At 70.1% G+C, this 14,818-nt stretch carries 10 protein-coding genes and 1 riboswitch; of the genes, 4 read left to right on the forward strand and 6 right to left on the reverse strand.

What is annotated here, in order from left to right; translation table 11 throughout:
• Positions 1 to 89 precede the first annotated feature (89 nt).
• The gene (locus FRADC12_RS15575; protein WP_084010789.1) at positions 90 to 773 is read right to left on the reverse strand and encodes a peptidoglycan-binding protein; all 684 of its coding nucleotides are present in this window, start codon (positions 771 to 773) and stop codon (positions 90 to 92) included.
• Between the two features lie 78 nt (positions 774 to 851).
• A riboswitch (cyclic di-AMP (ydaO/yuaA leader) is annotated at positions 852 to 1,023 on the reverse strand.
• Between the two features lie 516 nt (positions 1,024 to 1,539).
• On the opposite strand from FRADC12_RS15575, the gene FRADC12_RS28445 reads away from it, so the two are divergent.
• A complete protein-coding gene (locus FRADC12_RS28445) occupies positions 1,540 to 1,923 on the forward strand; it encodes a type 2 periplasmic-binding domain-containing protein (protein ID WP_198152918.1) in 384 nt (127 codons plus the stop codon).
• Between the two features lie 13 nt (positions 1,924 to 1,936).
• On the opposite strand, the gene FRADC12_RS15585 is transcribed toward FRADC12_RS28445, so the two are convergent.
• The 3 genes from FRADC12_RS15585 to FRADC12_RS15595 all read right to left on the reverse strand — a co-directional run bounded on the left by FRADC12_RS15585 (position 1,937) and on the right by FRADC12_RS15595 (position 7,617).
• Positions 1,937 to 2,716, reverse strand: coding sequence for a response regulator (locus tag FRADC12_RS15585; RefSeq protein ID WP_045877193.1), 780 nt, complete (start codon positions 2,714 to 2,716; stop codon positions 1,937 to 1,939).
• On the reverse strand, positions 2,713 to 5,430 hold the full coding sequence (locus FRADC12_RS15590; RefSeq protein WP_045877194.1) for a sensor histidine kinase: 2,718 nt from the start codon (positions 5,428 to 5,430) through the stop codon (positions 2,713 to 2,715). The genes FRADC12_RS15585 and FRADC12_RS15590 overlap by 4 nt, the downstream gene beginning before the upstream one ends.
• A gap of 132 nt (positions 5,431 to 5,562) precedes the next feature.
• Positions 5,563 to 7,617: an amino acid transporter gene (locus FRADC12_RS15595; protein ID WP_232303824.1), complete on the reverse strand. Its 2,055-nt coding sequence runs from the start codon at positions 7,615 to 7,617 to the stop codon at positions 5,563 to 5,565.
• Positions 7,618 to 8,860: 1,243 nt separating this feature from the next.
• Between FRADC12_RS15595 and FRADC12_RS15605 the strand changes: the two genes are divergently transcribed.
• Positions 8,861 to 9,904, forward strand: a complete 1,044-nt coding sequence (locus FRADC12_RS15605) for a magnesium transporter CorA family protein (RefSeq protein ID WP_232303825.1) — start codon at positions 8,861 to 8,863, stop codon at positions 9,902 to 9,904.
• A 15-nt stretch (positions 9,905 to 9,919) separates the two neighbouring features.
• Here FRADC12_RS15605 and FRADC12_RS15610 read toward each other — a convergent pair whose 3' ends face one another.
• A complete protein-coding gene (locus FRADC12_RS15610) occupies positions 9,920 to 11,422 on the reverse strand; it encodes a sensor histidine kinase (protein WP_232303826.1) in 1,503 nt (500 codons plus the stop codon).
• Positions 11,423 to 11,599: 177 nt separating this feature from the next.
• On the opposite strand from FRADC12_RS15610, the gene FRADC12_RS15615 reads away from it, so the two are divergent.
• Together FRADC12_RS15615 and FRADC12_RS15620 are read left to right on the forward strand one after the other, a co-directional pair.
• Positions 11,600 to 12,040 (forward strand): DUF3052 family protein, encoded by a 441-nt coding sequence (locus tag FRADC12_RS15615; RefSeq protein WP_084010791.1) that lies wholly within the window; start codon positions 11,600 to 11,602, stop codon positions 12,038 to 12,040.
• Between the two features lie 269 nt (positions 12,041 to 12,309).
• Positions 12,310 to 13,743, forward strand: coding sequence for an amidohydrolase family protein (locus FRADC12_RS15620; RefSeq protein WP_045877197.1), 1,434 nt, complete (start codon positions 12,310 to 12,312; stop codon positions 13,741 to 13,743).
• 18 nt (positions 13,744 to 13,761) lie between these two features.
• Here the strand turns inward: FRADC12_RS15620 and FRADC12_RS15625 are convergent, their stop codons facing one another.
• A complete protein-coding gene (locus tag FRADC12_RS15625) occupies positions 13,762 to 14,199 on the reverse strand; it encodes an NUDIX hydrolase (RefSeq protein WP_232304167.1) in 438 nt (145 codons plus the stop codon).
• Positions 14,200 to 14,818 lie beyond the last annotated feature (619 nt).

Below are 14,818 nucleotides of genomic sequence, written 5' to 3' on the forward strand. Positions count from 1 at the left end.
TGCTCGGGCGCCGGCTGGCTGGGTCGCTCGCCCGCCGGCTGGGGGACCGGCCGCCAGCGCGTGACGGCCCGAGGTGGGCCTGGTCCGAACTAGCCGAACAGCGCTCCGTGGGTCTGCGGTCCGACGACACCGTCGGCCGGAAGGCCATGGCTGGCCTGGTAGGCGCGCACGACCCCGTCGGTCTGCGGGCCGAAGTAGCCGTCGACCGCGATCGTGTAGCCGAGGCCGGACAGCTTCGCCTGCAGCTGTCGGACCGCGTCCAGGTAGGAGCTGTGGTTCGCCGCCTGCGACAGGTACCAGGCGCTTGCCGGCACGGCGGGGGCCACCTTGGCCAGGGATACCGGTGCGGCCGAGACGGTTCCGCTGCCGACCGCGTTCGCGGCGGCGTAGCCACGTGACAGGTAGGAGCGGTACGCGCCGTTCGTGTAGGTGCTCCAGGCGCCCGGGCCGGAGCCCTTGCAGACCTGGGTCGCGGCCCAGGCGTTGGTCGCCGGGTCGTAGAGGTTGCGGCTGCCGACCCAGCTGCTGTGGGCCCACATGTTGATCTGCCAGAGGCCGCGGGAGTCCTCGATGCCGGTGGCGTGGGCGTAGGTGTTACCGCCGGACTCGGCGAGCGCGATCGCGACCCAGGTCGAGAGCGCGACACCGCGGCAGCTGTCGAGGCCGGCGCCGTGCGCGTAGGCGGCGATCTGCGCGTCGGAGATGATGCTGCTGCTGGCTGCGCTGGCGGGAGCGACGCCGGTGAAGATGGCGGCGCCGGCTGTGGCACTCATGACACCTGCGGCGACAATCGCGGAACCGCGGCGACGAGCATTGGACTTCTTGCGGTGACGGCCCTTGAGCATTCTGGAAGAATCTTTCCCGCACGCCTGTGGAGTTAGCTGTCGGGTTCGGGCCGGGAAGCCCGGTCAGCCATTCTTCCGATGACGCTCGGGAAATGGCTGGCTTAACCCCAAGGGCACGCGCTAGGCGCGGTCCCGGAGGAACCTGGTTCCCCCACTTCTGCCCTGGCGATCTCTAGGAGGGGGCACCGGAACGGGGGCAGAACTCGGCGTCCGAAACGGTGCTTTGTTGCGAGCGGAGCAACCGTAACCAACTACTCGACGTACCAACAAGCCGCTGACCTGGGCTTCTGTACGGCGGATCTGTCACGCTCCGTGCAATACCTTGGAGCCAGGTGTGTGCCAGCTGTGAGCTGTGACGAGGGTCACGGTGTTCTGCGCGAAAATGCGGGAACAGGGGGCTGTTGTTCTGCAAACCGTTGTCGCGCAATGGCTCCAGGCGGCCGCGATGGACAGGGAGGTCTTTCGCCGGCGCGGCCGGCCTGGTGCTGGGCGTGAGGTAGGCGCTCGTTACGCTCCGGTTGCTCAACCCTCGGTGGCGGCCGTTTGCGTCCCGTCGTGAGCGTGGTGGCCGCCACGTTGCGCGGCGATCACCGCCGAGGGGCCGACTTTTGGACGGTGTCCCTTTGCCGCGTGTCCGGAAGGGCGGGCGCACGCGCGGTGCACGCGAACCGATGATTGCGACGGATTCTTGAACGTGCCCTATGGTGCGGTGGCGGGGGTCGTCTTCTCGCTGGTGGTGAATCAGTCGACCGTGGTCCACGACCTCACCGTCGCCCAGGTCCGCCCCGGCGCGATCGGCTACGCCGAACGCGGGGCGGCGGCCACCTACGCGAAGGTCAACGAGGTCAGGCTCGGCGGCTGGGTGGCGGACCTGAGCACCGTCGAACGCGGCGACTACGCGTTCTGGGAGGTCGAGTACTTCTACACGTATGGCAACCCGGCCGGGGACAGCCTGCTGTCGGCCTTCCTCGAGTACACGACTCTCGACTCGGCGAAGAACCTGCTTCGCGCTGGCAGCTTCACTCGGTGCATCGACCACGCCAGGAACCTGATGACCACGCTGTGCGCCCAGCACTGACTGGATCCCTCGATCAGGGCTGGAAGCGGTAGCCCATGCCCGGATCAGTGAGCAGGTGCCGGGGACGGGCCGGGTCCTCCTCTAGCTTCTGCCGAAGGCGGTTCAGGTAGGTGCGCAGGTAGTGGGTCTCGGAACCGTAGTTGGCGCCCCAGACTTCGGTGAGCAGTTGGCGTTGGGAGACGAGCTTGCCCGGGTGGCTGAGGAGAACCTTGAGCAGGCCCCACTCGGTCTTCGTCAGATGGATCTCCTCCACTGACTCATTGGCGAAATCGTCCCCCTGGCCGTCTGCTGCCGCGCTGCCTGGTGGTTCGCCGTCGGTTGGCGCTGTCTTGCCGTTGGGGCTGGATACCGGCGCGGCTGCCCGTGTGACACGGTGGGCGGACAGATCGACGGTCACGCGGCCGAACTGGACGATGGGGCTCGCCGACTGCTCGCCGGTGCGGCGAGCGACCGCGCGCAGCCGCGCGAGCAGCTCGTCGATGCCGAACGGCTTGGTGATGTAGTCGTCGGCTCCGGCGTCCAGGGCGCCGACCTTGTCCCGACTGTCCGCGCGGCCCGACAGCACGACGATCGGCACCCGTGTCCAGCCACGCAGGCCGTGGATCACGTCGACGCCGTCCAGGTCGGGCAGGCCGAGATCGAGGATCACGATGTCGGGACGGGTCGCGGCGGCGGCGGCGAGCGCGGTGGCGCCGGTATCCGCGACGACCACGTCGTAGCCGCGTGCACGCAGATTGATCCGCATCGCCCGCAGGATCTGCGGCTCGTCGTCGACGATCAGAACCCGAGTCATCGCGGCCTTTCCGACGTCGTCATCTCGCCGGTTCCGCCGTTGTCGGCCGGAAGCTCGACGACCATCGTGAGGCCTCCTCCGGGGGTGTCCTCGGGGGTGAGGGTCCCGCCCATCGCCTCGGTGAGGCCGCGGGAGAGCGCGAGCCCGAGGCCGGTGCCGACCGTGTTGTCGCGGTCGCCGAGCCGCTGGAACGGCTGGAAGATCGCGTCGCGGTCCGTCTTGGGTACCCCGGGGCCGCGGTCGACGACGCGGATCTGCACCCGGTCACCGAGCGTGCTTGCGCTGACGAGCGGCGGCGACCCCGTCGGGGAGAAGCGAATCGCATTGGCGACCACGTTCGCGATCACGCGCTCCAGGAGGACCGGATCGGCGCGCATCGCCGGAACCTCCGGGTCCGCGCTGACCTGGATGCGCACTCCGGTCGCGTCCGGCCCCAGACAGTCAAGTGCGAGCGCCACGACGTCCTCGACGTGGACCGCCCGTGGAAATACGGACAACACCCCGGCCTGAAGACGACTCATGTCGAGCAGGTTCTCGACCAGCGTCGTGAGCCGGTCGAGTGACTCGTCGGCGGTAGCGACCAGTTCGGCCCGTTCTTCCGGTGACCACACCACATCCTCGGCCCGCAGGCCGGTGACAGCCGCCTTGGCCGCGGCCAACGGGGTACGCAGGTCGTGGCTGACCGCGGCCAGCAAGGCGGAACGGACCCGGTCCGCCTCGGCGAGTGGCTTCACGGAGGCGGCCTCCTGGGCCAGCCGGAGCCGTTCGGCGGCAGTCGCCGCCTGCGCGGCGAACCCGGCGAGAAGCCGACGGTCCGCCGCGGGCAGCGGCCGGCCGCGTAGAACCAGCGTGAACCGGCCGGCCGGCACCTCGACGTCGCCGTCAGAGGGGTGTTCGGATGGTTTCGGACCGACGTTGGCCACGACCTCCCACCGGTCCCGGCCTGGGCCGGGTGGCGGGCTCGGGACCCCGCCACCAGCGGTGCCGCCAGAGGTCCCGTTACCAGAGACGTCGCCGCCGGAGCTGGCTGTAAGCAGAGTTACCGACGTCATCCCGAACCCCTCACGGACCCGTTCGAGGATCGCCGGCAGTGGATGCTCGCTGCGCAGGACGGTGCCGGCGAGCGTCGCGAGGGCCTCCGCTTCGGCGCTGGCCCGGGCGGCCTGCACCGAACGGCGCCGGGCGAGGTCGACGACCCGGCTTACGGCGATGGCGACCGCGACGAACGCCGCGAGCGCGAACGCGTTGTTGCGGTCGTCGATCGTCCAGGTGTGCAGCGGCGGGGTGAAGTAGAAGTTCAACAGCAACGAGGCGGCGACCGCGGTCGCCAGCGCCGGCCAGATGCCGCCGACGAACGCCGCCACGACGACAACCAGCAGGTAGAGCAGGGTGTCCGAGGTCAGGTTGACCTCCGTGCGGCCCGAGGCCGCCAACACGGTGAGCAGCGCCAGAGCGGCGCCGGCGAGGGCGAACCCGGCGAGCTGCCGGCCAGCCGCCAGTGTCAGCGACGACGCGCGCCCTCGGCCGCGCCCAGCGCCGAACACCCAACTCGCACCCGTTTTCGGGACGTCCTCGGCTGATGGGCGCGATGGTCGTCCGCCGGCGCTGGACTCCTCGTGGGTGACGAGATGCACGTCGATCGAGCCGGAACGGGCGGTCGTCGTGACGCCGACGCCCCGGCTGACCAGCTGCGCGAACCGGCCACGCCGGCTCGCGCCCAGCACCAGCTGGGTGGCGTTCTCGGCCCGGGCGAAGTCCAGCAGCGCCTTCGGGACGTTGTCGCCGAGGACCAGGTGGTAGCTGCCGCCGAGGCTCTCCACGAGCGTGCGCTGCCGGGCCAGCGCCGCCGGGTCCGCACCGGTGACCAGGCCGTCCGGCCGGCTGACGTGCACGGCGAGCAGGTCGCTGCCTCCGGTGGAGCGGGCCGCGATCCGGGCCGCCCGGCGGATCAGCGTGTCGCCCTCCGGCCCGCCCGTGATCGCGACGACGACCCGCTCGCGGGCCTCCCACGTGTCGGTGATGCCATGGTCGACCCGGTAGCGGTCGAGCTGGTCCTCGACCTTGCCGGCGACCCAGAGCAGCGCCAGCTCACGCAGCGCAGTCAGGTTGCCGACCCGGAAGTAGTTGGCCAGCGCGGCGTCGACCTTGTCGGCCGCGTACACGTTTCCGTGCGCCATCCTGCGGCGCAGTGCCTCCGGGGCCATGTCGACGAGCTCTACCTGGTCGGCGGCCCGGACGACCGCGTCGGGGATGGTCTCCCGCTGCGGCACCCCGGTGATCGTGCTGACGACGTCGTTGAGCGACTCCAGGTGCTGGATGTTCAGTGTCGTCACGACATCGATGCCGGCGGCGAGCAGCTCCTCGACGTCCTGCCATCGCTTGGGGTTGCGGGAACCGGGGACGTTCGAGTGCGCGTACTCGTCGACGAGCGCGAGGGCGGGCTTGCGGTTGAGTACAGCGTCGACGTCCATCTCCGTGAACCGGGCGCCGCGATGCGAGAAGGTCCGCCGCGGGACGATCTCGAACTCGCCGATCATCTCGGCGGTGAGGTGGCGGCCGTGCGTCTCGACCAGGCCGATCACGGTGTCGGTGCCGCGTCCGGCCCGGCGATGACCCTCGGAGAGCATCGCGTAGGTCTTGCCGACGCCGGGGGCGGCGCCCAGGTAGATCCGCAGCCGGCCTCGCCGCGGCACGTCGACGGCGTCGGAGGTCATGCGCGGTCCGGTCCTGTCTGATCGTCGTAGTGTGCTGTTCTCAGTGTTCCCGGCCGGGCCTTCCAGGAGCCGGCCTGTTCTCGGACCGGTCTCGGCGGGCCGGCGCGTTCGCGGGTGGGTGTGGAGCGCCGTTCAGCCGACGTGGACGGCGGGGCGGCGGGAACGATCGGGCTCGGCCTCGCGGAGCACCTCGCGGGTGATCGGGGCGACCTCACCGACGCCGAAGATCAGGAACCGGATCAGGTTCGTGAACGGGTTCCCTTCCGTCCACTCGAAGTAGATGTGCGGATGGGTGCCGGTGATGTCCCGTACGTAGAGCAGGAGCGCGGCGATCGCGTTGGGCACCGAGGTGCTGGTCAGGCGCAGGACGCGATAGCCGTGCTGGTCGAGGCCGGCGACGTCGAGGGCACACTCGAACTCGGACGCGTCGGTGATCGCCACCTCGACGAACAGCAGCGGGTCTCCGGCCGGGATGTGCGCGTCCCGCCGGATCTGCGCCTCCTTGCCGCGGTACTCCGCCGCCTCGCCGGTGTCGGGCTCGTTGGCCACCAGTCGCAGGTCGACGGGCTCCCCGTCCCCTATGCCACCGCGCCGACTAGCTGCCGCCACGTCGGCGATGAACTGCGTTGCGGCTAGATCGGCGCGGACTTCGGTGACCCGCAGCTCGAACGCCCGGACCGCCCGGGAGATGAACGAGACAGCGACGATCACGATGATGAAGATCGACGCAATGATCAGACCGTCCGGCCGCTCGAAGACGTTGGCGATCGTCGTGTAGATGAAAACGGCCGTGATCAGGCCGAACGTGACGAGCCGTTTGGTCGAGCGTCGCCCGTCGGCCTTGCGGCGCATTCCGGACAGCGTCACCGCGAGCGAGGCCGAAGTGATCAGGACGAGCACGCCGGTCGCGTAGGCGCCGCCCTGCTTGTCCACACTCGCGTCGAAGACCCAGGTGATCAGGAAGCCGATGCCGACGAAGACGAGGACGAGCGGGCGAACCGCCCTGGTCCACCGGGGAGCCATGCCGTACCTGGGTAGGTAGCGAGGGACGAGGTTGAGCAGCCCGGCCATCGCCGAGGCGCCCGCGAACCAGAGGATCGTGATGGTGCTGACGTCATAGGCGGTGCCGAACGCCTTACCGAGCAACTCGTGGGCTAGGTACGCCAGCGCGCGCCCGTTGGCAGGCCCTCCGCTCTGGAAGTCCTGCTCCGGGATCAGCCAGACCGTCACCAGGCTGCTGGCCAGCAGGAAGCAGCTCATGATCACGGCAGCCGTCGTGAGCAGGCGCCGGGCGCCCCGGATACGGCCGTGAGGGTGCGCTTCGGTGTCGGTCGCATCGCCCCGGATCAGCGGCATGACGGCGACGCCGGTCTCGAAGCCGGACATGCCGAGCGCGAGCTTGGGGAACACGATCAGCGCGAACCCAACCAGCAGGAACGGATTGGGATGTTCGGCAACCAGAAGTCGATGCCAGTCGTTGATGACGTGCGGTTCGCCCACGACCTTCGTGAATGCGGCGACCATCACCACTGCGTTCAACGACAGGTACACGACCACCAGCACGACGGCGAGGCCGACAGCCTCGGTGAAGCCGCGCAGGAACACCGCTCCCAGCAGCGCCAGCAGGAGCAGTGTGATCAGCATCGACTCGCCGTGCAGCACGGCCGGCGTGTACGGATTCTCGACGATGTGCGCCGATGCGTCCGCGGCCGACAGGGTCATCGTGATGACGAAGTCGGTGGCGGCGAACCCAAGCAGCGCGAGCACAAGCAGTTTGCCGGCCCACCAGGGCAGGAAATGCTCGAGCATCGCGATCGAGCCCTCGCCGTGCGGGCTCTCGTGCGCCACCCGCCGGTAGACCGGTAGCGCGCCGACCAGGGTCAGCACGATCAGGACGAGCGTCGCCACCGGGCTGACCGCGCCGGCGGCGAGGACCGCGATGCCCGGTTGGTAGCCCAGCGTCGAGAAGTAGTCGACCCCGGTCAGGCACATGACCCGCCACCACCGGTGCATCCGGTGTGCCTCGGCCGGCGCCTGGGTGTGCGGGCCGGCGTGCCACTGCGACTGCTCCGCCAGGCCCTGGAGCAGCCAGGCCCGGAGGCCGTGTCGGTAGCGACCGTTTCTGCTCGGTCCGACGGGCCCGCTCGGCTGGTGGCGCCGTTCCGGGGGTGGCGCGGGCCGCGGCACGTCGGTTGTTTCGATCGAGCCGACGCGGCCGTCGGCTGGCTGAGGCTGTCCGGGTGCGTCAGATGATGCCGGACCACCCAGCTCACCATTGCAGTCCGGGAACAGGGGCGTCCCGTCTACGTTGTGCTGTCCGGGTCCGACCGAGTACGGATTACCGTTCACCGGAATCTTCCCGCCAGCGGACCCATGCTCGTCCGACCAGCTCGGCATACCCGCCTGCGTGCCGGTAGGCATTGTCCGGCGCGGTCGTAGGATACCGCGGCCGTGTGGTCACCGGTGCCTCCATCGGCAGTCTGAGCGCCCAGGCCGAAGCTGCCGAACCGCCGAGGCAGGTTGCCCGGCTACCTGGATTTTGGCCGCACTACATCGTGGGGCCGCAAGTAGGTGTGAAGATCCTTACTTATGGTTTGTTGACGCCCACCCTGCTGGCACCCGGCCCGTTTGGCGGGTCTCCGTCCCATCAACGGGCCGTCTTGCCTGCGATGGACGTCATCGCGGACGGTGCGGCGCCGGAGCACCGCGGTGGCCGGTGGAAATCTTGATCTTGGGGGCGTCCAGGCCAGTCCGACACGGTGGCCGCCCGACCGGGCGAAGCCCTGGCCACGACGTAGGAGCCGCCGCAGCGCCAGGCTGCGCTCAATATGCCCACGCTCAGTGCGGTCTGATCGGCGCCTCCATCAGGCGCGGGCGGTCTTGGTCAGCCTGGGTCGTCCGCGGTGACGGGGAGCTCACCCTGCACGGCTGGACGGGCCCGCTCCTGCTCGGCGTGTTCGTCGGCATCGCACTGCTGGCCGCGACTCTGCGCAGGGTGTTGACCTGGCTGGCCCGCAGCCGCCCCGGCGAGACCAACGCTGCCGCGAACGGCACGGGCGAGGCGTGCGCTGCTGGCGCCGCCGACGTCGAGGTGGGTGGCGCCGCGTCCGTCTTCCGTCGGCTTCCGCGCCGCTTGCCGCGGCCACCGGACCGCGTCGCCGGCCAGCGGAGGACACGGCCGGCCGATAAGATCGACTAGGCCTGAACTGGCTACGGACAGCGCCGTTCGAGGTCGCGGGCGCGGCTGCCCGCGCGGCTGGCCGGCCGTGGGCGGGCGCTCAGAGTTCACGATGCGTTGACGCTGTGGGCTAGGACATCCGCCGCGGCCGGACCTATCGTGCGGATTCGTCAGCTGGGCCGAGAGGTGCCGGGGCGGGCGGCGCTACAGCCGCGATGGGTGGAGTCGAGGCGGCTCATGGATGTTCGGCTGGTGACGAGGGCCGGTGTCGAGCGGCACCCCGTCGAGGCGCTTGGCGAACTGCTCCGCAGGGTGTCGGCCGGTCCTGACACCGTTGGCGCCGACGGTGGCGCCGAGAGCTCCGTCGGCGCCACCAGGGCGGAAGACGACGCGGGGTTCGTCTGGGTCGATATCCCGAGCTGTGAGAAGAACGCCGAACGGGTGCTGCTGGACGTGTTCGGCTTCCACCCACGGGCGGTGCACGACTGCGCCGAGCGGAACCTGGTGGCCAAGACGCATTCCTATGCCGACCATGTCTTCGTGGTGCTCCACGGCCCGGAACAGGGCGAAAACGGGCATGTCCACTACATCGAGCTCGACCAGTTCATCGGCCGCCATTTCCTGGTCACCGTGCACGGGCCGCTCAACCCTGCGGTCGAACCGTCGGTGGCCCTGCGCGAGACCAGTTCCGTCCTGGAGCGGATGGATGCGGGGCGCCTTCGGCCGACCAGCGCCTTCGAACTGTCGCATGCGATCGTGCTCGCGCTCGCGGCCAGCCAGGAGAGGTTCGTCGAGGCGCTGACCGCCGACGTCTGGGGCCTGGAACAACGCGTGAACGCCGGCCATCTCGGCGAGCCGGAGCCCTTTCTCGACGAGTTGTTCCGGGCCCGGCACGGCCTGCTCGCGGCCCGGACGATCAGCGCGCTGAACAGGGAGACCTATGTGCGGCTCATGAGCCGCGCCTGGGCGCTCCCGCCCCGGGTCAGACCGCTGCTCGCCGAGATCACCGACGAGTTCGAGCAGGTCCGCGGCCTGGCCGACGTGCAGCGCGAGTACCTGCAGGGCGTCATCGAGTTCTACCGCACGCGGATCGACACCAAGATGACGATCGCGGCGGAACGGCTGGCGGTGATCGCCGCGATCACTCTGCCGATCACCGCGGTTTCCTCGATCTACGGCATGAACATCATCGTGAACACGAGGACCCGCCCCGAGCAGCTGATCATCGTGCTGATCGCGATGGCCGCGATGTCCGCGGCCCTGCTGCGCTGGGCCAAACGCCGGGACTGGTGGTAGGGCCGGGCTCGCGGATCAGGGGTCGGCGCGGTCGGACCGAGTGGAGCCGCGCTGGCCCTCCCTGAGATCGCGGCTGGTCTGGCGCAGGTCGCGGCTGGCCTCGAGGCCGGTCCTGGCCGGCGTACCTGGGTGAGCCGCCGCCATGACCTGCTCCTGCTGGGGGAGGCTCACGACGACGGCGGTCGGACCGTCTGGCGGGCTGGTCAGCGTGAAGGTGCCGTCCATGGCGCGGACACGCTCGGTGAGCCCCGCGAGCCCGCCGCCTGGGGTGGCACTCGCGCCGCCGCGGCCGTCGTCGGTGACGGTCAGCTCGATCGTCCGGCCGCGCTGGGCCACCCGGACGTCCGCGGTGGTCGCGGCGCTGTGTTTGCTGATGTTGGTGAGCAGCTCGGCGGTCGTGAAGTAGAGCAGCCCCTCGACGGCGCCGGACGGGCGGCTCGGCAGGTCCACGTTGACGGTGACCGGGACGACGCAGCGTCCGGCGACGTTCGACAGCGCCGCCCCGAGGCCCCGCTCGGTGAGGATCGCCGGATGGATGCCGCGGGCAAGGCTGCGTAGCTCCTCAAGGGCGACCTTGACCTCGCCGTGTGCCTGCTCCACCATCCGTGCCGCGGTCGCCGGGTCCTCGCTCATCCGCTCCTTGGCGAGACCCAGATCCATGGCCAACGCGACGAGCCGGGCCTGGGCGCCGTCATGAAGGTCGCGTTCGATCCGGCGCCGGTCGGCGGCGGCGGCGTCGACCATCGTCTCCCGGCCCGCCTCCAGCTCGCGGATGCGCCGTTCCATCGCGCTCGACGGCGAGAGCAGCGCCGACATCAGCGCACGATCGACGGCGGCGAACCCGTACACGATGTAGGGCGCCACCGGCCAAAGGGCGAGCAGGACCGTGAGCGTCACGCTGAACGAGACGATCCCCCACGGGAGCCGGATCAACAGGTACAACGCCGCCCGCCAGCCGACCGGGTCGGAAAGCTGGGCCCACAGCCACCCGAAGAACCCGGAGCCGCGAACCGGCACCTTGGACGGTGTCGGGATATCGACGTCGAGCAATGATCGGGCTCGTGCTCGGTCAAGCCGGCCCCACATGCGGCAGATGATCAGGCCTACGGCCAGCAGCGGCAGCCCGGTGATCGTGATCGCGAGCCCGCTACCGAGGGTCAGAAGGACGACCATCGAGACGAACCCGGCGATGGCTAGCGGCAGGTTCAGCAGCTCGAACGCGACCTGTTTCCAGGCCCGCGCACCGATCCCCAGCAGGGGAATCGGCTCCGTCGCCGGCTTCCGCGCATCCAGCGGCGAGGCCCCCGCGGCGCTGGCCAGGGCGGCCGGCGCATCGGCGGGACGAGGCGGCGGCCCCTCGGCAACTTCGGCTTCGGCGTCGCGCTGCGCCCAGGCACCCGCCGCCTCGGCGTCGTTCTTTTCCGAGGCATCCTCTGCTACGGCGTCGTTCTTTTCCGAAACGCCCAGGTACGGCTTGCCGGGAATGGCGCGTTCCGCTGCCACACGATCGGGTTCCACGGCTCCAGCCTGCCTTGTCGTCCCGGCCACGCACCATAGGCCGAGCCCGCCGGCCCTGGTCGGGAGAACCCCACCCTGCGCCGGGGGTGTGAGGGCGTGGCCGGCGCGTCGCGAGCTGTGGCCCGGTCGTGCCAGGTGGTACCGGTCGACGTCGGCGGCGGGTCCCCAGATAACACTGTGACCGTGACAGCGGCGCAGGCAGGCTACTCGGGGACCCCGATGGTGCGGAAGCTCGGCGTCAAGGCCGGACAACTGGTCGTGCTGTGCGGGGCGCCAGCAGGCTGGACCATCCCGGACCTGCCGGCCGACGTGACAAGCCGGCGGTTCGCCGAGCCGCCAGCCGTCGAACCGCCCAGCGCTGCGGATCTCGTCGTCGCCTTCTGCCGGACGCCCGACGAGCCGGCGGCCGCGATCGCCGGCTTCGGGCAGGTCGTCTTCCCGGCTGGCGCGCTGTGGATCGCCTGGCCACGCCGGGCGGCCGGCCACCGCAGCGATGTCACCGAGAACCTGATCCGCGACGAGGCCCTGCCGCTCGGCCTGGTCGACACCAAGGTCGCCGCCCTGGACACCGACTGGTCCGGCCTCAAACTCGTCTGGCGCAAGGAACGGCGGAAGTAGCCGCGCTGCCGCCATTGCCAGCGTGGGCGGCCGAGGTAGGCGGCGAGGCGGTCGACGAGGGGCCGACAAGCGGTACCGCGAGCCGGCATGACCGGTTCCGGCGGCGTCATACCCGTAGAGGCCAGGTCCAGGGGATGTAACAGCAGGTCGGTAGCGTGCCGGCAGCTGCGACGGTACGGACTGGCAAGGCAGACGTGCGATGTGCGTCAGCCCTGCGGAGCGGGTTCGCGCCGGCAAGAGGAGCCGTGTGCGGGGACGAGGGAGCGGGAATGGATGCCGGCGAGGTGGGCGCGGCCGCGTTGACGGTGGTCAACGCGCTGCTGCTGACGATGGCGGACGGGGTGGAGCCGTTCCGTGGCTGGTTGACCGTCGATGCGGACGGCACGATCTCCGGAATCGGGCCCGGCGACCCGCCAGCGGCGCCTTCGACCGGCGAGGCCGGCGCCGCCCCGGCGGCCGGGACCGCGCTGGACGTGGGCGGGGCGATCGTCGCTCCGGGGTTCATCTCCGCGCACAGCCACCTGTTCATGTCCGGCCTCCGCGGCCTCGGCGTAGGCGAGACGCTGTACGGCTGGCTTGCCGAGAACATGGCGGTTCTGACCGGAGCCGGCGTCGAGGACCTGTACTGGTTCACCCTGCACGGCGGCCTGGACTTCGCCCGCAACGGCATAACCTCGGCGTTCAACTTCGCCCAGAGCCGGGTGATCTGGAAGTACGACCCGCAGGTCGGCAGCGCCAGCCTTGGGAAGGTCCATCCGGTCGACTTCCTGACCCGCCAGGTCGACGCGGGCGCCGACGCCGGCATTCGGGTGATGTCCGCGATCCGGCTCGATGACGAGGCCTTCCCCGAGCGGCAGGTTCTCGACACGTTCGCCCAGGTGGCCGACTACATCGAGGCGAACGTGCCACCCCTGCTCAACCTCGGTGCCGCAATCTTCGGTGCCGTCCAGTGGGCCGCCACGTCCCGCACCGCCGCCGTGGAGGCCGCGCTGATGCGTCGACACGGCGTGATCAACCAGGCGCACTTCGTCGAGACGGCGGAGGCGCTTGAGCAGCAGCGGGCCAAGTTCTCCTGGTATGACGAGGCCGGCATCCTGGGCCCGCGTTTCCTGTTCGGCCACTTCGTCCACCCGACCGACGAGATGGTCAGCAGAGCCGCGGTCGCCGGTGCCGGGATGGTGTGGCAACCGACGTCGAACGGCCGCCTCGGCTCGGGAATCGCCGACATTCCACGGCTGCGGGCGGCGGGCATCCGGATCGGGGTCGGTCTGGACGACCAATCGTGCACTGACATCTCCGACCCGTTTCAGAACATGCGGATCGGGATCTACACCTTGCGCGCCCTGCATTCCGACGCGAAGGTGCTGATGCCGCGGGAAATGCTGAGGATGCACACTCTAGGTTCCGCGGAGGTGCTTGGCGTCGCGGACCGGCTTGGCAGCCTGGAGGTCGGCAAACACGCGGACTTTCTGGTCGTGGATCCCCGCGAGCCGGATACCGGTCCCATCTGGGATATCTACGCCACGTACGCCTTCGCCTGCGGGTTGCGTAACCTCAAGCAGGTCTACGTCGGCGGCAAGCCGGTCTATGACGCCGCCGAGCCGCCGTCCGAACTGACCGTCGCCGCGACGACCGAGCTGCATGCCCGGGTCGCACATGCGGCCCGGGCGGCCGGCGTCACGCCCGGGCCGTTTGCCTTCTGATCTCGGCCCGGCCCGCGGTCATCCTCCGAGCAGAGCCAGCAAGCCCGGAGGTAGCAGCGTGGGCACCGATGGGTCAGGGTTCCGGAACCGCGAGATCGGCTGCCAGCTGACCTCGTCGTTCGCGTCGAGGACCTTGCCGAGCTGATCACGCGCGTAGAACGACGCATCGACGAGGTCGGCGGCGAAGACGAAGGCGATCTCGTGATGCGGCCGGCCTTCCCATTGGAAGACGTTCTCCAGCACCCCCAGCAGCCCGACGTTCGTCAACTCCGCGCCGAGCTCCTCGCGCAGCTCACGGTGCACCGCCTCGACCGCCCGCTCGCCGAACTCGACCCCGCCGCCCAGCGGCCGGAAGATCCGCTGGCCGTCGACGCGGTCGACGCCTTCGTAGACCAGGAGGTCCTCACCACGCCGCACGGCCGCGAGTGCGATAGGCCGAATCCGCAATGATTTCACCACGTCCTGGACGTTAGCCGATGATCGGCGACCATACGGGCGACTTTGGCGTGGACCTGTCGGAGGCACGTTCCCCGCGGTCGGTCAGCCCGTCAGCCCCGCCAATCAACGGCTGAGGTACCGGCGGATCGGCCAAGCTTGTCGGTGGGCGTGCTTCTCGCCGCCCTGGGCGGCCACATCGGTCCGGACTGTGTCCATGTCGACGGCCTTGGCCTGCGTGATGAGGTCCTCCAACGCTGCCTCCGGCAGGGCGCCCGGCTGGCACTGGCTCTGTTCCCGCGGTCTCCGTCGGTTGCCACCGATCACGCGGCGCCACCGGTCACGCGGCGCCACCGGTCACGCGGCGCCACCGGGCCGAGACCGTGGCCCGCGTTCGGGCCGGCTCAGCGGGCCGGCTCAGCGGCCCGGGTCGTGGTGCTCCGGTCTCGGCCTGACCTTGGTCGGCCCATGGCGAGCCGCCTCGAGGTGGGCTCTGCTCAGGAGGCCCGGGCCAACACCCCACAATGTGGAAAACGCTTTCGAAATCTCGAGCGAGGCGCTTTCCGGTAACCCGGCCGATGGTTTCTGAGGTGCCCGTCAGCCTGCGCAAAATTCGCTGGACGCCGGTCGGAGCCGGCCC

The sequence above is a fragment of the Pseudofrankia sp. DC12 genome (assembly GCF_000966285.1).
GTDB lineage: Bacteria > Actinomycetota > Actinomycetes > Frankiales > Frankiaceae > Pseudofrankia.